The sequence below is a fragment of the Citrobacter sp. Res13-Sevr-PEB04-36 genome, assembly GCF_015672735.1.
In the GTDB taxonomy this organism is placed as follows: domain Bacteria; phylum Pseudomonadota; class Gammaproteobacteria; order Enterobacterales; family Enterobacteriaceae; genus Citrobacter.
In genome coordinates, this window is record NZ_JADABY010000016.1 from 1 (window position 1) to 16,650 (window position 16,650).

General features: G+C 52.2%; 15 protein-coding genes. 9 read left to right on the forward strand and 6 right to left on the reverse strand.

What is annotated here, in order from left to right:
- On the reverse strand, positions 1-529 hold a 529-nt coding region (locus IMQ48_RS05400; RefSeq protein WP_196208204.1), incomplete at its 3' end, for a fimbrial protein.
- A gap of 379 nt (positions 530-908) precedes the next feature.
- Here IMQ48_RS05400 and IMQ48_RS05405 point away from each other — a divergent pair.
- Complete coding sequence (locus tag IMQ48_RS05405; protein WP_196208205.1) at positions 909-1,586, forward strand: helix-turn-helix domain-containing protein; 678 nt, start codon at positions 909-911, stop codon at positions 1,584-1,586.
- A 64-nt stretch (positions 1,587-1,650) separates the two neighbouring features.
- Here IMQ48_RS05405 and yidA read toward each other — a convergent pair whose 3' ends face one another.
- The 5 genes from yidA to dnaA all read right to left on the reverse strand — a co-directional run bounded on the left by yidA (position 1,651) and on the right by dnaA (position 8,881).
- The gene (gene yidA, locus IMQ48_RS05410) at positions 1,651-2,463 is read right to left on the reverse strand and encodes a sugar-phosphatase (RefSeq protein WP_196208206.1); all 813 of its coding nucleotides are present in this window, start codon (positions 2,461-2,463) and stop codon (positions 1,651-1,653) included.
- Between the two features lie 244 nt (positions 2,464-2,707).
- A complete protein-coding gene (gene gyrB / locus IMQ48_RS05415; RefSeq protein ID WP_196208207.1) occupies positions 2,708-5,122 on the reverse strand; it encodes a DNA topoisomerase (ATP-hydrolyzing) subunit B in 2,415 nt (804 codons plus the stop codon).
- Positions 5,123-5,150: 28 nt separating this feature from the next.
- Positions 5,151-6,224: a DNA replication/repair protein RecF gene (recF, locus tag IMQ48_RS05420; RefSeq protein ID WP_196208208.1), complete on the reverse strand. Its 1,074-nt coding sequence runs from the start codon at positions 6,222-6,224 to the stop codon at positions 5,151-5,153.
- Between the two features lie 148 nt (positions 6,225-6,372).
- Positions 6,373-7,473, reverse strand: a complete 1,101-nt coding sequence (gene dnaN, locus IMQ48_RS05425) for a DNA polymerase III subunit beta (RefSeq protein ID WP_096758997.1) — start codon at positions 7,471-7,473, stop codon at positions 6,373-6,375.
- 4 nt (positions 7,474-7,477) lie between these two features.
- A complete protein-coding gene (gene dnaA, locus IMQ48_RS05430) occupies positions 7,478-8,881 on the reverse strand; it encodes a chromosomal replication initiator protein DnaA (protein ID WP_196208209.1) in 1,404 nt (467 codons plus the stop codon).
- A gap of 606 nt (positions 8,882-9,487) precedes the next feature.
- Here dnaA and rpmH point away from each other — a divergent pair.
- From rpmH to IMQ48_RS05470, 8 genes are all read left to right on the forward strand, one after another.
- Positions 9,488-9,628 carry a 50S ribosomal protein L34 gene (gene rpmH / locus IMQ48_RS05435; protein ID WP_003023858.1) on the forward strand — a complete coding sequence of 47 codons (141 nt, stop codon included), beginning with the start codon at positions 9,488-9,490 and terminating at the stop codon, positions 9,626-9,628.
- Positions 9,629-9,645: 17 nt separating this feature from the next.
- The gene (rnpA, locus tag IMQ48_RS05440) at positions 9,646-10,005 is read left to right on the forward strand and encodes a ribonuclease P protein component (RefSeq protein WP_003844432.1); all 360 of its coding nucleotides are present in this window, start codon (positions 9,646-9,648) and stop codon (positions 10,003-10,005) included.
- On the forward strand, positions 9,969-10,226 hold the full coding sequence (yidD, locus tag IMQ48_RS05445) for a membrane protein insertion efficiency factor YidD (RefSeq protein WP_003023846.1): 258 nt from the start codon (positions 9,969-9,971) through the stop codon (positions 10,224-10,226). The genes rnpA and yidD overlap by 37 nt, the downstream gene beginning before the upstream one ends.
- A gap of 2 nt (positions 10,227-10,228) precedes the next feature.
- A complete protein-coding gene (gene yidC, locus IMQ48_RS05450) occupies positions 10,229-11,875 on the forward strand; it encodes a membrane protein insertase YidC (RefSeq protein WP_196208210.1) in 1,647 nt (548 codons plus the stop codon).
- A gap of 105 nt (positions 11,876-11,980) precedes the next feature.
- A complete protein-coding gene (gene mnmE / locus IMQ48_RS05455; RefSeq protein ID WP_196208211.1) occupies positions 11,981-13,345 on the forward strand; it encodes a tRNA uridine-5-carboxymethylaminomethyl(34) synthesis GTPase MnmE in 1,365 nt (454 codons plus the stop codon).
- Positions 13,346-13,515: 170 nt separating this feature from the next.
- A complete protein-coding gene (locus tag IMQ48_RS05460; protein ID WP_196208212.1) occupies positions 13,516-14,697 on the forward strand; it encodes an MFS transporter in 1,182 nt (393 codons plus the stop codon).
- On the forward strand, positions 14,666-15,625 hold the full coding sequence (gene yidZ, locus IMQ48_RS05465; protein WP_196208213.1) for an HTH-type transcriptional regulator YidZ: 960 nt from the start codon (positions 14,666-14,668) through the stop codon (positions 15,623-15,625). Before IMQ48_RS05460 ends, yidZ begins: the two co-directional genes overlap by 32 nt.
- Before the next feature lie 166 nt (positions 15,626-15,791).
- The gene (locus tag IMQ48_RS05470; protein WP_196208214.1) at positions 15,792-16,571 is read left to right on the forward strand and encodes a 4'-phosphopantetheinyl transferase superfamily protein; all 780 of its coding nucleotides are present in this window, start codon (positions 15,792-15,794) and stop codon (positions 16,569-16,571) included.
- Positions 16,572-16,650: the final 79 nt, after the last annotated feature.

Below are 16,650 nucleotides of genomic sequence, written 5' to 3' on the forward strand. Positions count from 1 at the left end.
AGTTATAATTCACCGTAAATGTAGAGGTTGCATTCGCTTCGCCCGCCTTAATCGTTGTGGACGTTGACTGATAAGCCGCATAAAAATTCAGTTGGTTTTCCTGATCTTTCGCCAGCGTATAAGCATAATTGCCAAATGAGTTGAGACCCAACGGAGCCTTATCCATCGTCATTAGTCTGATCGCAACGCCACTGGCCTTACCCTGGCCACCAGCAATTGCCAACAACCCACGATCTGTCGCATCCGCCGTCCCATCAAATTTAACTTTTGCTGAAGTTACCGATTCCGGGCAGCTTTTCAATTTAATCGTAAATCCCGTCACCGACGCCGAATCACCAACACCGTTAAAAGCAGTTTTCGCCACGGACCCTAATTTAACGTCCATCGTTTTATTTGTACCAATATCCACGACGCAAGTCTGCTCAAGGATCGAACCCACAAAATTAATTGTCCCATCAGAGGCCATAGCACAGGTTATGGACAGTGAACTAAAAAATACTGGTACAAGAACCTGCCATTTCATATTCATAAAAATCCTTTATATTGCATATAAATTAAGAACCCAGATTTAAAAATGTGGGAATGTAGTACCCTCCCCAATTAGAGGATGTATAAATAAATCTAAACATTTAATGATAACGAATGTGAAAGAATTAAATCACATTAAATTAAAGCATATAAACCCGACCACATGGATTCAATTACCCCATTGACTCCCATAGACCATATAATGTAATGTTATTTTTTCATCACCAACTGATGCCTATTCTAACAACAGATTATCCTCTGGCAATAGGCAACTAGTCTCCATCTAGACTTTTAAATACTTCAACCACCCTTAATAATTATTAGCATGACGACACCAATTGGTTGAAAACTATATTTCATTGTTTTTTAAGGTTTTTTTGATGAAAGCACACGATAGTGAATTAGCACAAAATGATATAGTAAACAAACTAACGAAACCTATAGAGCATATTAATTCGTTGATTGATATTTTATCAAAAGAATATCCTGCGCGAAAATTGGAAAAGAAAAAAAACATAACAATTATAAGAAATAACCACCGCCAGTGTCTGGTCATGTTTAGTGGTAGCATTGCACTGTACCGCTGCAGTGATGGTTTCATTATCAACGCTGAGGCTGCACCATTTATTTTCGGTATTAATACGCAACTCAGATACGAGCAACATCTCTCCTTGCGCGCTCAAGAAACATCAGAAATAGCATTGGTTCCACAGCAAGAGTTATATGAAATTGTGGAAAAAAATAATTTATGGGAATCAGTAGCAAGGATTACCGATTATAGTGCAGCAAAAATTTACACACACTGCCTGGCCGTGAGTAAACTCTCAGCCTATGAAATCATACGCCATCAGCTAATGACGCTAATGACAGAGCCAGAAGAGATTCGGCAAAAAATGACGGCAGCAAACTACATACTTTCTCGCTCATTTTTATCACGTAGCGGTACAATGAAAATATTATCTTATCTTAAACAGGCTGGGTTCATTGACTTAAGGCGCGGTATTTTAATGGAAATAAGTGAATTACCAGAAAAATTGAATAATTACTATATGAAATAAAACCATAGCGTATTGAACCTTTTTTACTACGGGCAAATGCGACAATGCATTTGCCCATAATGACTTAATTCAGCGCAAATTTCTCAATAGCATACGCTACGCCGTCTTCAAGATTGGATTTGGTGACAAAGTTGGCAATCTCTTTCACTGTCGGGATAGCGTTGCCCATTGCCACACCCACACCCGCATATTCGATCATCGCAATGTCGTTTTCCTGATCGCCAATCGCCATGACCTCTTCAGCTTGAATGCCTAGCGCATCAGCCAGTGATTTCACTCCGGTCCCTTTATTGACGCGTTTATCCAGGATTTCAAGGAAGTACGGCGCACTTTTCAGCACCGTGTACTTCTCTTTCACCTCAGCTGGAATACGCGAGATAGCTTTATCGAGAATTTCTGGCTCATCAATCATCATCACTTTCAGAAACTGGGTCGCCGGGTCCATCTTCTCAGCTTCGCAGAACACCAGCGGAATAGTCGCGATAAATGATTCATGTACCGTGTAGTAGCTGATATCACGATTGGCGGTATAGAGCGTGTTGCGATCGAGGGCGTGGAAGTGTGAACCGACGTCTCGGGAGAGCTGTTCCAGGTAACGATAATCATCATAGCTCAACGCCGTTTGGGCGACGGTACTGCCATCTCCAGCTTTCTGCACCAGCGCACCGTTATAGGTAATGCAGTAGTCGCCGGGTTGTTCCATGTGGAGTTCTTTCAAGTAACTGTGGACGCCTGCATACGGACGACCAGTGGTCAGCACCACGTTTACCCCACGCGCGCGCGCCGCAGCAATCGCGTTTTTGACCGCAGGTGAAATGGTGTGATCGGGCAGCAGAAGTGTGCCATCCATGTCGATAGCAATAAGTTTGATAGCCATGAGTTCCCCGGATTAAATGAGTCCATCCTCATGCTAACGCGATTCCGCTCAAAAAACAGCTACGAAAAGGGGGACAGGAAGGGGAACCGGGATCCCCTTTTGACGATCGCCTGTAGGCCTGATAAACAACGCGCCATCAGGCACTACACTGCGTCTTGCCGGATGGTGGCGTACAGATTACTTTTGCAGGCAAAAAAATACCCGGTTGCACAATACAACCGGGTATTTTTATACAGGATAGCGATTAGATATCGATATTCGCTGCTTTCAGGGCGTTCTCTTCGATAAACGCACGACGCGGTTCAACGGCGTCGCCCATCAGCGTAGTAAACAACTGGTCGGCGGCAATCGCATCTTTCACGGTCACGCGCAGCATACGGCGACTTTCCGGATCCATGGTGGTTTCCCACAGCTGATCCGGGTTCATTTCGCCCAGACCTTTATAACGCTGAATAGACAGACCACGGCGGGACTCTTTCACCAGCCAGTCCAGCGCCTGCTCGAAGCTGGTAACCGGCTGACGACGCTCGCCACGTTCGATAAATGCGTCGTCCTCGATCAGGCCTCGCAGTTTTTCACCCAGCGTGCAGAGACGACGGTATTCACCGCCGGTCACAAACTCATGCTCCAGCGGATAGTCGGTATCAACACCGTGGGTACGTACGCGGATCACCGGTTCAAACAGGTTCAACTCGGCGTCTTTACGTACAAAACTATTCCAGGTGCTACCGTGCATTTCGTTTTCATTCAGCACGTTCACCAGCTGGGAAACCCAGGCCGTGACTTTCGCTTCATCAGCCAAATCTGCCTCGGCCAGCGTCGGTTGGTAAACCAGCTCTTTCAGCAGTGAGCGCGGGAAGCGGCGCTCCATACGACCAATCATTTTCTGCGTGGCGTTGTATTCAGACACCAGTTTTTCCAGTGCTTCACCCGCCAGCGCCGGAGCGTGGGCGTTAGTGTGCAGCGTGGCGCCATCAAGGGCGATAGAGATCTGGTACTGATCCATCGCTTCATCGTCTTTGATGTACTGTTCCTGCTTGCCTTTCTTCACTTTGTACAGTGGTGGCTGCGCAATGTAGACGTGGCCGCGTTCAACGATTTCCGGCATCTGACGATAGAAGAAGGTCAACAGCAGCGTACGAATGTGCGAGCCGTCGACGTCCGCATCGGTCATGATGATGATGCTGTGATAGCGCAGTTTATCCGGGTTGTATTCGTCGCGACCAATGCCGCAGCCGAGCGCGGTAATCAGCGTCGCCACTTCCTGAGAAGAGAGCATCTTGTCGAAGCGCGCCTTCTCAACGTTAAGGATTTTACCCTTCAGCGGCAGAATCGCCTGGTTCTTACGGTTACGCCCCTGCTTCGCAGAGCCGCCCGCGGAGTCCCCTTCCACCAGGTACAGTTCAGAGTGGGCCGGGTCGCGTTCCTGGCAGTCCGCCAGTTTGCCCGGCAGGCCAGCTAAGTCCAGCGCACCTTTACGACGGGTCATTTCACGCGCGCGACGCGCTGCTTCACGGGCACGTGCCGCATCAATAATTTTACCGACGACGATTTTCGCGTCAGATGGGTTTTCCAGCAGGTATTCGCTCAGCAGCTCGTTCATCTGCTGTTCTACTGCAGTTTTCACCTCGGAAGAGACCAGCTTGTCTTTGGTCTGGGAGGAGAATTTCGGATCCGGTACTTTCACGGAAACGACAGCAATCAGGCCTTCACGGGCATCGTCACCGGTGGCACTGACTTTCGCTTTTTTGCTGTAGCCTTCTTTGTCCATGTAGGCGTTCAGGGTACGGGTCATCGCCGCACGGAAGCCTGCAAGGTGAGTACCGCCATCGCGCTGCGGAATGTTGTTGGTAAAGCAGTAGATGTTTTCCTGGAAACCATCGTTCCACTGCAGCGCAACTTCGACGCCAATACCGTCTTTTTCTGTGGAGAAGTAGAAGATATTCGGGTGGATCGGCGTTTTGTTTTTGTTGAGGTATTCAACAAACGCCTTGATGCCGCCTTCGTAGTGGAAATGATCTTCTTTACCGTCGCGCTTATCGCGCAGGCGGATGGATACGCCGGAGTTCAGGAATGACAGCTCGCGCAGACGTTTCGCCAGAATTTCATATTCAAACTCAACGACATTGGTAAAGGTTTCATGACTTGGCCAGAAGCGCACCTGGGTACCGGTCGCTTCAGTCTCGCCAGTCACGGCCAGTGGTGCCTGCGGTACGCCGTGCACGTAAGTTTGCTGATGCACTTTACCTTCGCGGCGAATCACCAGCTCCAGTTTCTGCGACAGGGCGTTAACTACGGAAACACCCACGCCGTGCAAACCGCCGGACACTTTATAGGAGTTATCATCAAATTTACCGCCCGCGTGCAGGACGGTCATGATCACTTCTGCTGCCGAAACGCCTTCTTCCGGGTGGATACCGGTTGGAATACCACGGCCATCATCGGTAACGGACACGGAGTTGTCAGCGTGAATCGTCACCACGATATCTTTACAGTGACCCGCGAGCGCTTCGTCGATAGCGTTATCTACCACCTCGAATACCATGTGGTGTAGACCGGTGCCGTCATCCGTGTCGCCGATATACATACCCGGGCGCTTACGCACCGCATCCAGTCCTTTCAGGACTTTGATACTGGAGGAGTCATAAGAATTCGACATCAACGTTTCTCGCTCATTTTATCTTGGGTTAATCCGTTATTTTACCCTTTTCCACGGTGAACATCTTCGAATTTTTGTCCGACATGTCCATAACGTGTTCAGCGCTAATTGCGCTGACAAAGACTTGAGATTGCGTGGCTTTTAAGCGGCTGGCTAGCAGTCCGCGACGCGCATCATCCAGTTCAGAGGCAAAATCATCTATCAGGTACAGGCAGCGCCGTCCGCTTTCGCGAGTCAGGAACTCCCCTTGCGCCAAACGTAAGGCGCACATCAGCAGTTTTAACTGCCCACGCGACAACGTATCTTCCACCGGCGCACCGTCAGCGCGAATGCGGAAATCCGCTTTATGCGGACCGTGCGCGGTGTAGGTCAACATGCGATCGCGTTCAAAACTGCGTTCCAGCACCTCAGCGTAATCGGTCTCTTTCTCCCAGCCACGCTGGAAAGAGAAGGAGAGAGAAAACTCGGGAAGAAACTGCTGGCAGGTATCCGCCATATCCTGCGCGATACCGGCGCTGTACTCCGCGCGCCAGGTGCTGATTTGTTCCGCCAGCGGGATCAGTTCTCTGTCCCACGGGCGCAGTTGCTCATAACGACTCACCTGGCGCAGCGCGGCATTGCGCTGCTTAAGCAATCGCTTAAGGTTGCTCCAGGCGGTAAAGAATCCGGCTTCATTGTGAAAGCATCCCCAGTCAAGGAACGCTCTTCTGTATTTGGGGCCACCGTTGAGTAAAGTAAACCCCTCGGGCGTGATCAGCTGCATCGGCATCAGGTGCGCCAGTTCGGCAACCTTATGACCGTCGGTGCCGTCAATGCGCACTTTGCTGTCACCCAACTTGTCTTTGGTCAGGCCAATCGATGTCTCACGCTCGGTTCCCTGTAAACGCCCGTGGAGTACAAACGACTCCTGCTCGTGGCGAATGACGCGGCCAATCTGCAAACTGCGAAACGCCCGACCGTGGCCAAGCGTATAAATTGCCTCCAGCACGCTGGTTTTGCCGCTGCCGTTAGCACCGACCAGGAAGTTAAAGCCGGGAGATAAAGCGAGATCCGCGTTTTCAATATTGCGGAAATCTTTAATCAGGAGTCGGGATAGCGACATATCAACTCGTCATCATTCAAGGGGCGTGGGTGTCGCAGCCAGTTCGTCTACCGCCAGCGCGCAGAAAGCGGAGCGTACACGAAGTACGTGAGCATTTCGAGCACTGCCGGAAGGCGAAATGGCAAGTAAACCAGCCCCTTTGCAGATTCTACAATCTCATTGGCATGACGACGTAGGCTGCGGATTGTGACGCTGCATCTTCAATCTGTACGCTCGATACGGAATCGGTCAGCATAATGCGTACGTTTTCGCACTTCAGTGCATTCAATACGTCCAGCACGTAGCTAACATTGAAGCCGATTTCCATTTCAGTCCCTGGATAGGTGACATCGAGGATCTCTTCTGCTTCTTCCTGTTCCGGGTTGTTGGCCGTAATTTTGAGCTGGTTTTCACTGACGTACAGGCGCACACCGCGGAATTTCTCATTGGAGAGAATGGCCGCACGGGCAAACGCCTGCTTGAGGATATCGCAGCCCGCTTCCAGATGTTTGTCCGGGTTCTTCGGCAGTACGCGACGGTAGTCAGGGAAACGTCCATCCACCAGCTTGGAGGTAAAGATGAAGTCGCCAACATGCGCGCGGATGTTGTTGCTGCCAATCTGCACGCGCAACGGATTATCGCCGCCGTCGAGCATACGCATCAATTCAATCACACCTTTACGCGGCACGATCACTGAATGGCTGGGCAATGATTGGCCAACCGGCATTGAGCACACAGCCAGACGGTGACCATCGGTCGCCACGGTACGCAGTTCTTCACCTTCGGTTTCAAACAGCATGCCGTTTAAGTAATAGCGCACGTCCTGATGAGCCATCGAAAACTGCGTGGCTTCAATCAGACGCTTCATCGTCGCCTGCGGCAGCGTGAATTCAACTTCACTCTGCCAGTCATCCAGATTCGGGAAGTCGGCGGCAGGCAGCGTGGACAGCGAGAAACGGCTGCGGCCAGAACGCACCAGCATGCGGTCGCCCTCCAGCTGGACAGCTATTTCCGCACCTTCCGGCAGACCGCGACAAATGTCGAAGAATTTACGCGCCGGGACGGTGGTCGCACCGGGTTCATGCGGCTGGATCAGCGCAACGCGAGCCACCATCTCCATCTCGAGATCGGTACCGGTCAGAGAAAGCGTTCCATCCGCAACCTGTAGCAACAGGTTTCCGAGGATCGGCAGCGTAGGACGACCACCCAGCGGGCCGCTGACCTGCTGAAGCGGTTTTAATAAATGTTCACGTTCAACGGTAAATTTCATAGCGTCACGAAGATAATGTTCTGATTAAGTTGGAGAAATCTTCTTTAATATCATGGCTTTCTTCACGCAACTGCTCAATCTTACGACAGGCATGAAGCACGGTAGTATGGTCACGCCCACCAAACGCGTCGCCAATTTCCGGCAGACTGTGGTTGGTGAGCTCTTTTGCCAGCGCCATTGCCATCTGACGTGGACGCGCTACCGAGCGAGATCGACGCTTGGAAAGCAGATCCGCAATTTTGATTTTGTAATACTCTGCCACCGTCTTTTGAATATTGTCGATGGTGACCAGTTTTTCCTGCAATGCCAGCAAGTCGCGCAGCGCCTCACGCACAAAATCGATAGTGATCGCCCGGCCAGTAAAGTTGGCGTTGGCAATCACGCGGTTCAGTGCGCCTTCCAGTTCACGCACGTTAGAGCGTAAACGCTTGGCAATAAAGAACGCCACCTCGCCTGGCAGACGAATGTCGTTTTCGTCGGCTTTTTTCATCAGGATCGCGACTCGCGTTTCCAGTTCTGGTGGTTCGATCGCGACGGTCAGTCCCCAGCCGAAGCGGGATTTCAGACGATCTTCAACGCCGTTGATCTCCTTCGGATAACGATCCGACGTCAGGATGATCTGTTGATTACCTTCCAGCAGGGCATTAAAGGTGTGGAAAAACTCTTCCTGAGATCGTTCTTTATTAGCAAAGAATTGAATATCGTCAATCAGCAACGCATCAACAGAACGGTAGTAGCGTTTAAACTCTTCGATCGCATTGTTTTGTAGGGCTTTAACCATGTCCTGTACAAAACGCTCGGAGTGCATATACACCACTTTTGCGTTTGGCTTGCGCGCCATAATCCCGTTACCAACGGCGTGCAGAAGGTGGGTTTTACCCAAACCTGTGCCGCCATAAAGGAATAAAGGGTTGTAGGCGCCGCCAGGATTGTCCGCCACCTGACGTGCCGCCGCGCGCGCCAGTTGGTTGGATTTACCTTCAACGAAGTTATCAAACGTGTGTTTGACGTTGACGTTAGAGCGATAGGTCGGTTCGGCTGGGGCCGGGACGTTATCCCAGCCTGGACGCGCCACCGGTGCGGCACGTTGCGGCTGAACTTGTTGCGTCACATACGCAGGCGCCACCACGTGATTAACCGGCGTCTTCAGCGTTTGCGTAACGGGTTTGGTGCCGACTTCAAAGCGCAGCTGTGGGGCATCTGCCCCGCAGAAATTATTCAGCAATCCATTAATATTATTAAGGTATTTGTCCCTTACCCAATCGAGCACAAAACGGTTTGGCGCATACAAAGCCAGCGTGTTATCGCTCAGTTCCGCCTGCAACGGGCGTATCCACATACTGAATTCTGTGGCTGGTAACTCATCCTGCAATCGGGCAAGACACTGCTGCCAAAGCGAAAGTGACACGGCGGACTCCACTCGAACAAAAGTCGATAAATGACAAAGGCTGAAACATTCATGATTGTTGGCGCACGTCGAAAAGACCCTGCATGAGGGTGACGTGCGAACCGCTGTCTGCGGTTATATGCCCGATCAGGATCCATTGAAACGATCAGGACCGCGGATCATAGCCTAAACTGAGCGAGAGATCTTCTGTTTCTCACAGATTCTTCCCGATTTATCCACAGGATGATCCAGAATCGGCTAAGTGTAAACGATCCTGGAGAAGTGCTGCAGGTTTTCGCGCGCATATTGAAAAAATTAATGAGTAAAGATGCTTTACTGCGAAAACGATCTAATAAAGATCCCGTGCGATCCTTGCGCTTTATCCACCAGCCCGTATAATTCTTACCCCCAGCGAGTAAAGGTCGCCTCACGGCGTCAACGCTGCCTGTTTTTTACGCGAAACCATGCGGAAAAAAGCGGGAATTAAGGAAAGAGAATTGACTCCGGAGTGTACAATTATTACAATCCGGCCTCTTTAATCACCCACACTGTGGCGTAAGTCGTTCGATGTTCGTTCGGGTATACGCAAAAGTCAGTGAATTTATTCAAGTTTAGGTAGAAATCGCCATGAAACGCACTTTTCAACCGTCTGTACTGAAGCGCAACCGTTCTCACGGCTTCCGTGCTCGTATGGCTAATAAAAATGGTCGTCAGGTTTTGGCACGTCGTCGTGCTAAAGGCCGTTCTCGTCTGACCGTTTCTAAGTAATAAAAGCTAGCCCCTGAGTGGTTAAGCTCGCATTTCCCAGGGAGTTACGTTTGTTAACTCCCACTCATTTCACATTCGTCTTCCAGCAGCCACAACGGGCTGGCACGCCGCAAATCACCATCCTCGGCCGCCTGAATTCGCTGGGGCATCCCCGCATCGGTCTAACAGTCGCCAAGAAAAATGTTAAACGTGCGCATGAACGCAACAGGATTAAACGCCTGACGCGTGAAAGCTTCCGTTTACGTCAGCATGAACTTCCAGCAATGGATTTCGTGGTGGTGGCTAAAAAAGGGGTTGCCGACCTCGATAACCGTGCTCTCTCGGAAGCGTTGGAAAAATTATGGCGTCGCCATTGTCGCCTGGCTCGCGGGTCCTGATAGCCCTCATTCGGGTCTATCAACGCCTGATCAGTCCGCTGCTTGGGCCGCATTGCCGTTTCACTCCAACCTGTTCGAGCTACGGAATTGAGGCATTGCGCAGGTTTGGAGTGATAAAAGGCAGTTGGTTGACGGTGAAACGCGTATTAAAATGCCACCCTTTACACCCTGGTGGTGACGATCCCGTCCCACCCGGACCATTTGATACCAGAGAACACTAACGATGGATTCGCAACGCAATCTTTTAGTCATCGCTTTGCTGTTCGTGTCTTTCATGATCTGGCAAGCCTGGGAGCAGGATAAAAATCCGCAACCTCAGGCTCAACAGACCACGCAGACAACGACCACCGCAGCGGGTAGCGCCGCCGACCAGGGCGTACCGGCCAGTGGCCAGGGGAAACTGATTACGGTTAAGACTGACGTGCTTGATCTGACCATCAACACCCGTGGTGGTGATGTGGAACAGGCTTCACTGCCAGCTTACCCGAAAGAACTCGGTTCTACCGAACCGTTCCAGTTACTGGAAACCACACCGCAGTTCATCTATCAGGCACAGAGTGGCCTGACTGGTCGTGACGGCCCGGATAACCCGGCTAACGGCCCGCGTCCGCTGTACAACGTCGACAAAGACGCTTTTGTACTGGCTGACGGTCAAAATGAACTGCAGATTCCGATGACCTATACTGACGCTGCGGGCAATACGTTTACCAAAACGTTTGTTCTCAAACGCGGTGAGTATGCGGTAAGCGTTAACTACAGCGTGCAGAACGCCAGCGAGAAGCCGCTGGAAGTCTCCACCTTTGGTCAGCTGAAGCAATCCATCAATCTGCCCTCTCATCGCGACACCGGTAGCAGCAACTTTGCATTGCATACCTTCCGTGGCGCAGCGTATTCCACGCCTGATGAGAAGTATGAGAAATACAAGTTCGACACCATTGCTGAAAACGAAAACCTGAACGTCAACGCTAAAGACGGCTGGGTCGCAATGCTGCAGCAGTATTTCGCAACGGCATGGGTTCCGCGTAACGACGGCACCAATAACTTCTATACCGCGAATCTGGGTAACGGCATTGCCGCTATCGGCTATAAATCTCAGCCGGTTCTGGTTCAACCAGGCCAGACAAGCGCGATGACCAGCACTCTGTGGGTTGGCCCGGAAATTCAGGATAAAATGGCGGCCGTTGCACCGCACCTGGATCTGACCGTCGACTATGGCTGGTTGTGGTTCATCTCTCAGCCGCTGTTCAAACTGCTGAAATGGATCCATAGCTTCCTGGGTAACTGGGGCTTCTCCATCATCGTTATCACCTTTATCGTTCGTGGCATCATGTACCCGCTGACTAAAGCGCAGTACACCTCCATGGCGAAGATGCGCATGCTGCAGCCGAAGATTCAGGCAATGCGTGAGCGTCTGGGCGATGACAAACAGCGTCAGAGCCAGGAAATGATGGCCCTGTACAAAGCTGAGAAGGTTAACCCACTGGGTGGCTGCTTCCCGCTGATCATCCAGATGCCAATCTTCCTGGCGTTGTACTACATGCTGATGGGCTCCATTGAACTGCGCCATGCGCCGTTCGCACTGTGGATCCATGACCTGTCTGCACAAGACCCGTACTACATCCTGCCTGTCCTGATGGGCCTGACGATGTTCTTCATTCAGAAGATGTCGCCGACCACAGTGACCGACCCGATGCAGCAGAAGATCATGACCTTTATGCCGGTTATCTTCACCGTGTTCTTCTTGTGGTTCCCGTCAGGTCTGGTGCTGTACTATATCGTGAGTAATACCGTGACGATTATTCAGCAGCAGCTGATTTACCGTGGTCTGGAGAAGCGTGGTCTGCATAGCCGCGTGAAGAAAGATTCCTGATTCGGTATAGGCCGGATTAGGCGAAACCGCCATCCGGCAAACGGAACATAACGTAAAGGGCGGTCATTTGACCGCCTTTTTTATTGCATGACGAAGAGACATATCATGAGCCATAACGACACCATCGTCGCTCAGGCAACCCCACCGGGACGTGGTGGTGTGGGTATTCTGCGCATCTCCGGCCTGAAAGCCCGCGAGGTTGCCGAAACGGTACTGGGCAAATTACCAAAACCACGTTATGCCGACTATCTGCCGTTTAAAGATGCCGATGGCAGCGCACTGGATCAGGGGATTGCCCTGTGGTTCCCCGGTCCGAACTCCTTTACCGGTGAAGACGTTTTAGAGTTGCAGGGCCATGGCGGCCCGGTCATTCTCGACCTGCTGTTAAAACGTATTCTAACCATTCCCGGCCTGCGTATTGCCAGACCCGGTGAGTTCTCTGAGCGCGCGTTCCTGAACGATAAACTCGATTTGGCCCAGGCAGAGGCGATTGCCGACCTAATCGATGCCAGTTCAGAACAAGCCGCACGTTCTGCGCTGAACTCCTTGCAGGGGGCGTTCTCCGCCCGTGTTAATCATCTTGTGGAAGCACTCACTCACCTGCGCATCTACGTGGAAGCGGCGATTGATTTCCCGGATGAGGAAATAGACTTCCTCTCTGACGGTAAAATTGAAGGCCTGCTTAATAACGTCATCGCCGATCTCGAGGCTGTACGGGCCGAAGCGCGTCAGGGAAGCCTGCTGCGTGAAGGGATGAAGGTGGTAATCGCCGGACGTCCTAACGCCGGGAAATCAAGCCTGCTGAACGCCTTAGCGGGCCGTGAGGCGGCAATTGTCACCGACATTGCCGGCACCACCCGTGACGTACTGCGCGAGCATATTCATATCGACGGCATGCCGCTGCATATCATCGACACCGCCGGTCTGCGTGACGCCAGTGACGAAGTTGAACGCATTGGTATCGAACGCGCCTGGCAGGAGATCGAACAGGCCGACCGCGTGCTGTTTATGGTGGATGGCACCACCACAGATGCCGTTGATCCGGCCGACATTTGGCCGGATTTTATCGCGCGTCTGCCCGCGAAGTTGCCCATCACCGTGGTGCGTAACAAGGCGGATATCACCGGAGAAACACTGGGCCTAAGCGAAGTAAATGGCCACTCACTGGTGCGCCTCTCCGCGCGCACCGGCGAAGGCGTGGACGTGCTGCGTAACCATCTCAAGCAGAGCATGGGTTTCGAAACCAATATGGAAGGTGGCTTCCTGGCGCGTCGTCGTCACCTGCAGGCACTGGCAGAAGCAGCAGAGCATCTCCAGCAAGGCAAAGCTCAACTGTTGGGCGCATGGGCCGGAGAACTGCTGGCGGAAGAGCTGCGCCTGGCGCAGCAGAATCTCAGTGAGATCACCGGAGAATTTACCTCCGACGATCTGCTGGGACGGATTTTCTCCAGCTTCTGTATCGGTAAATAGCATTGCCGGATGGCAGCTACACCTTATCCGGCCTACGTCGTTTGTAGGCCCGGTAAGTGCCACCGGCCAACCATCAATTTCCTCTCAGGAAATCACTGTTGTCCGAATGGCAACTCGTGCAACTGACGCTCTCCCCGTATTCTTAGCGCCACATTCCTCATGAGGTCGCTATGACACGCTTTTTAATCTGCAGTTTTGCCCTGGTTCTGCTTTATCCTGCCGGTATTGATATGTATCTGGTGGGATTACCGCGTATTGCCGCCGACCTTAACGCCAGCGAAGCACAGCTGCATATTGCATTTTCGGTGTATCTGGCCGGAATGGCCGCGGCGATGCTGTTCGCCGGTAAAATTGCCGACCAGTCGGGTCGCAAGCCAGTCGCGATTGTCGGCGCTCTGATCTTTATTTTTGCTTCCACCCTGTGTTCATTCGCCGAGAGCGGCACGCCGTTCCTGGTAGGACGCTTTATTCAGGGGATTGGCGCAGGCTGCTGCTATGTGGTGGCCTTTGCGATTTTGCGCGATACGCTCGATGATCGTCGCCGGGCCAAGGTGCTGTCGCTGTTGAACGGTATCACCTGTATCGTGCCGGTACTGGCCCCAGTGATGGGGCATCTGATTATGCTCAAATACCCATGGCAGAGTCTGTTCTACACGATGATCGGCATGGGCGTGGCAGTTTGCCTGCTGTCGGTGTTTATCCTGCGAGAATCGCGCCCAGCGACGCTGTCGAGGTCGGCGGGGGGTGAGCAACGAACCGAATCGCTGGTAAACCGCTTTTTCCTCAGCCGACTGGCGATTACCACGCTCAGCGTGTCGGTGATCCTCACCTTCGTCAACACCTCGCCGGTGCTACTGATGGAGGTAATGGGCTTCGACCGTGGCGAATACGCCACGACCATGGCGATGACCGCTGGGGTCAGTATGGCGGTTTCTTTCTCCACGCCGTTCGCCCTGAGCCTGTTTAAGCCCCGAGCCCTGATGCTGGCCTCGCAGGTACTGTTCCTGAGCGCAGGCGTGGTACTAACCCTTGCCAGCTCGCATGCAGTTACACTGTTTGGCCTGACGTTAATCTGTGCCGGATTCTCGGTCGGTTTCGGCGTTGCCATGAGCCAGGCACTGGGACCGTTCTCGCTGCGGGCAGGCGTTGCCAGTTCAACGCTAGGCATTGCTCAGGTTTGTGGCTCATCGCTGTGGATTTGGCTGGCGGCTATTCTCGGTCTCGACGCGCTGAATATGCTGATCGGGATTCTGATTGGCTGTAGCATAGTGAGCATCATGCTGATTATCACTGTTGCTCCTAACCGGCCCGCGTCCACCCATGAAGAAATCCCTCAGCAGTCTCGATCTTAATTTACTGCTCTGTCTGCAGCTCCTGATGCAGGAGCGCAGCGTCACCAAAACCGCCAAACGGATGAACGTCACGCCGTCGGCGGTCAGTAAATCTTTGGCGAAGCTGAGATCCTGGTTTGACGATCCGCTGTTTGTAAACACCCCGCTGGGGCTGACGCCGACGCCGTTGATGGTCAGCATGGAACAGAGCCTGGCAGAGTGGATGCAGATGGGCAATCAGCTGCTCGATAAGCCGCATCACGAAGCACCGCGCGGGTTGAAGTTTGATCTGGTGGCCGAGACGCCGCTAGTGATGATCATGTTCAACGCGCTCTCGCAGCAGATCTATCAACGCTATCCGCAAGCCTCAATCAAAGTACGCAACTGGGATTATGATTCGCTGGACGCCATTATTCGCGGTGAGGTAGATATCGGGTTTACCGGGCGCGAAAGCCACCCGCGCTCACGCGAGTTGCTGAGCCTGCTGCCGTTATCTATCGACCATGAAGTGCTGTTTTCCGATCTCCCCTGCGTCTGGTTACGTGAAGATCATCCCGCGTTACGGGAAGAATGGAACCTGGAGACCTTCCTGCGCTACCCGCATATCAGCATCAGTTGGGAACAAAGCGATACCTGGGCGCTGGACGATGTGCTACAGGAGATGGGACGCAAACGCACTATCGCCCTGAGTCTGCCGGGGTTTGAGCAGTCGCTGTTTATGGCTGCCCAACCGGATCACGCGTTGATAGCCACCGCCCCGGTCTATTGTCAGCGTTATAATCAACTCCACCAGCTTCCACTGGTGGCACGCCCACTGCCCTTTGACACCGCAAAGCTGGAGAAAATGCGCGTACCGTTCACCCTGCTCTGGCATAAACGTAACAGCCACAATCCTAAGATCGTCTGGCTGAAAGACACGATCAAGACGCTCTATCGTGATATGTCCTGACACTGCACACTGAAGTTGTTGCTAAATTAACCACACTGGTATCAGTAATGTAAATGTCGCGTAATGTATCCCGTTTTCGCCTGATTTTTAGGCAGCAAAGCCTGCCTGGACGCCGTGTAAATGTTACTCTGGTAATAATCACGGACCATTAATCACGGAGCGAAAAATGGCGACACATTTTGCCAGAGGGATTCTTACGGAGGGACACCTGATTTCAGTTCGCCTCCCTTCTCCATGCCATATTGAAGCAAATAGCCTCCCGACTCACCGCCGAACACGCTTTCTGGCCTCCAGAAGCCTCCTCGCTGAACTGATGTTTATGCTTTACGGCACCAGCACGCTGCCCGAAATCGTGCAACATGCCAAAGGTAAACCGGTCTTTCGCGATAAAAACCTGCCTGGATTTTCCATTTCCTACGCCGGGAATATCGTCGGTGTGGCACTGACGACAGAAGGCAACTGCGGTCTGGATATGGAACTTCAGCGGGCAATCTGCGGATTTAACTATCCACATTCGACGGACACCAGGCGCTTCTCCAGTAACGAAAACCTGTGGATCAACAACCAAAGCGATCCTAATGAAGCACGCGCACAGCTCATTACCCTGCGCCAGAGCGTACTCAAACTCACCGGCGATATGAGCAATGACGATCCGCGTGAACTCCAACTGTTACCTGGTGCCGGGCGTCTGAAGTGCGCCCATACGGCGCAGATCGAAGCTATTTGCGATGCGGAAGATGTGCTGGTGTGGTCGGTCGCGGTGACGCCAGCCATTGAAAAGCTCAAGGTTTGGGAGTTTGATGGTAAGCGGGACTGGAAAAGTTTGCCCGATATCCAGACTCGAGCCAATGAGCCAACGGGCCGCCTGATCCGCTTCTCTCAATTATCCGCAGCGAAGAGCTATGCCCAAAATAATTCAAGTTGCATGAAAGCAGCAAGTGAGTGAATCTCCAGGAGCATAGCTAACTATGTGACTGGGGTGAACGAACGTAGCTAACGCACATGCAACTTGAAGTATGACGGGT

Excerpts from the sequence above, each read along its gene's own strand:
- yidZ (WP_196208213.1), top strand. The coding sequence starts at position 14,666 with ATGAAGAAATCCCTCAGCAGTCTCGATCTTAATTTACTGCTCTGTCTG.
- IMQ48_RS05460 (WP_196208212.1), top strand. The coding sequence starts at position 13,516 with ATGACACGCTTTTTAATCTGCAGTTTTGCCCTGGTTCTGCTTTATCCT.
- yidC (WP_196208210.1), top strand. The coding sequence starts at position 10,229 with ATGGATTCGCAACGCAATCTTTTAGTCATCGCTTTGCTGTTCGTGTCT.
- mnmE (WP_196208211.1), top strand. The coding sequence starts at position 11,981 with ATGAGCCATAACGACACCATCGTCGCTCAGGCAACCCCACCGGGACGT.
- rpmH (WP_003023858.1), top strand. The coding sequence starts at position 9,488 with ATGAAACGCACTTTTCAACCGTCTGTACTGAAGCGCAACCGTTCTCAC.
- IMQ48_RS05470 (WP_196208214.1), top strand. The coding sequence starts at position 15,792 with ATGGCGACACATTTTGCCAGAGGGATTCTTACGGAGGGACACCTGATT.
- gyrB (WP_196208207.1), bottom strand. The coding sequence starts at position 5,122 with ATGTCGAATTCTTATGACTCCTCCAGTATCAAAGTCCTGAAAGGACTG.
- dnaN (WP_096758997.1), bottom strand. The coding sequence starts at position 7,473 with ATGAAATTTACCGTTGAACGTGAACATTTATTAAAACCGCTTCAGCAG.
- yidA (WP_196208206.1), bottom strand. The coding sequence starts at position 2,463 with ATGGCTATCAAACTTATTGCTATCGACATGGATGGCACACTTCTGCTG.
- recF (WP_196208208.1), bottom strand. The coding sequence starts at position 6,224 with ATGTCGCTATCCCGACTCCTGATTAAAGATTTCCGCAATATTGAAAAC.
- yidD (WP_003023846.1), top strand. The coding sequence starts at position 9,969 with ATGGCGTCGCCATTGTCGCCTGGCTCGCGGGTCCTGATAGCCCTCATT.
- IMQ48_RS05405 (WP_196208205.1), top strand. The coding sequence starts at position 909 with ATGAAAGCACACGATAGTGAATTAGCACAAAATGATATAGTAAACAAA.